Source organism: Shewanella sp. SM74, assembly GCF_025653725.1.
Lineage (GTDB): Bacteria > Pseudomonadota > Gammaproteobacteria > Enterobacterales > Shewanellaceae > Shewanella > Shewanella oncorhynchi.
In genome coordinates, this window is sequence record NZ_JAKKRZ010000077.1 from 1 (window position 1) to 1,947 (window position 1,947).

General features: G+C 42.0%; 2 protein-coding genes and 1 pseudogene. All 3 read left to right on the forward strand.

All coding sequences use genetic code 11. From position 1 onward, the window contains the following. Positions 1–173 precede the first annotated feature (173 nt). Positions 174–773, forward strand: coding sequence for a hypothetical protein (locus L5M49_RS24970; RefSeq protein WP_263266993.1), 600 nt, complete (start codon positions 174–176; stop codon positions 771–773). A gap of 73 nt (positions 774–846) precedes the next feature. Continuing rightward, a pseudogene (locus L5M49_RS24975) lies at positions 847–1,098 on the forward strand (IS110 family transposase); the annotation flags it as partial. 322 nt (positions 1,099–1,420) lie between these two features. Beyond that, on the forward strand, positions 1,421–1,947 hold a 527-nt coding region (locus tag L5M49_RS24980), incomplete at its 3' end, for an IS982 family transposase (protein ID WP_263266995.1).

Here is a 1,947-nt window from a genome sequence, read left to right on the forward strand (position 1 = left end):
TTAACCTGAACTCGATGTATGGACTCCAACAACCTACAGTCGTAAGTTGGTGTCGACCAAAACAAAAGGAGTCCATACATGAGTAAGCCTACAATAATATCTCTCGACCTTGCAAAAAAGTCATTCAAGTTTGTAAAGTGAATCCATATGGTGAGTTGTTATTCAATAAAGCCATGTCACCACAAAAAACGAAAGACCTTCTTGCCAACTCTCCTCCTTATATCGTTGCTATGGAAGGCAGTGCTAGCTTTCACTACTGGGCTCGAGTCGCACAATCATTTGGGTATGAAGTCAAAGGGATGGCACCTAAAAAAGTAAAACTCTATATCAGCAATCAAAAAACAGATGCTAATGATGCTATCGGCATTGCCATCGCATCAACACAGTTAGGAATGACTTTCTGCCAGGTTAAAGACCTATCACAACAGAATATTCAAGCGATTCAAATCAGCAGAAAATGGTTCGACCGAACAATCACATCACTGGGTAACCACATACGAGCGTTGTGTTTTGAATATGGCGCTATCATCACGTTAGGTAAAAAGTCATTAGGGCAAGCCATCACTCACTTTATTTCGCCAGAATCAACAGACTTACCTGAGCAAATCAAACCATTGTTCATGATTTTATGGCAACAATATCAAACAACAGAAGAGCACTACAAAGCGGTAACGCTACAGTTAAAGCAGTGGGTCACTCAATCAGAACCTTGTAAACGCTTGATGAAACTCGAAGGCGTTAGTCATATTGGTGCAGCTGGCTTGCTTAGGTGACGGTCAAGGTTTTAAGAATGGCCGGTATGCGGCTGTCTTCGTTGGTGTTACCCCTAAATAACACAGCAGTGGAGGTAAGGTTGTTATGATTGGAATAGATAAGCATGGTGGCGATAAATACCTGCGTTCAATCCTCTACCAAGGCGCACTCTCTGTTATATCAAGGCTGCCAGCAGAGGGAAAAACCTATAAACAGCAATGGCTTATCAATTTAGTCAGGCGAGTGGGTATAAAACGTGCTTGTGTCGCGTTAATCAATAAAACCGTTCGCACCGCATGGGCATTACTCAATTACAGAACCGAATATAACAGTCAGACCATATAGAATATTGTTTTAGAAAAAGTTTTATAAAAAGTTCAGCAAAATGCATTAACAAATATGTAAGACCAACCTTCTGAAAACCTGTTTATCCCGACAGCGTTAATAACGCTACAATCTCGATAAGGACAGAGGGTGCGAATAGATCATTGGTTAGAAGATAGCTTCTTCAATAAAAAACCGTATATACGTGCGTATCTAATCTTTTTGTCGAAACTTTTGCTAAACAGAGGTGGAGTCCATATATGGGATAAGAAATGTTGAACTAATAGCCCTCTAAGTGATCGGATCTTTCGACCAAGAGAAACCCCATCACACCGGAGGGCCTATGCATAAGTTAGTGGAAGTATTTTGCGATGTCGATGATTTTTGCGCTGTTTTCATTCCAGAATGGGAAAAAACGCTGTTAACCGATGGCACATGCAAGCGTCAACGCGCTGGCCGTATGACGATGAGCGAAGTGATGACCATCATCATACTTTTCCAGATGTCTCATCATCGTGATTTCAAGAACTTCTACATCGGCTATTTAGCTCATTTCTACAAATCCGCTTTTTCCAATTTACTCAGCTATACCCGCTTTCTTGAGGTGATGCCCAAGGCTTTAGTGCCGTTTTGCAGCTACTTTGCCAGCCTCAAGAGTGACCCCACTGGCATCGAATTTGTAGATTCAACCAGCATCAAAGTGTGTCATAACTTACGTATTCATCGCCATAAAACCTTGGCGGGGGTGGCGTGCAGAGGTAAAGGCACCATGGGTTGGTTCTATGGCTTTAAGCTGCATTTGATTGTGAATCACCAATGCGGAATAGTGGCTGGCAAAGTGAACTCTGCGAATGTACATGACACAAAACC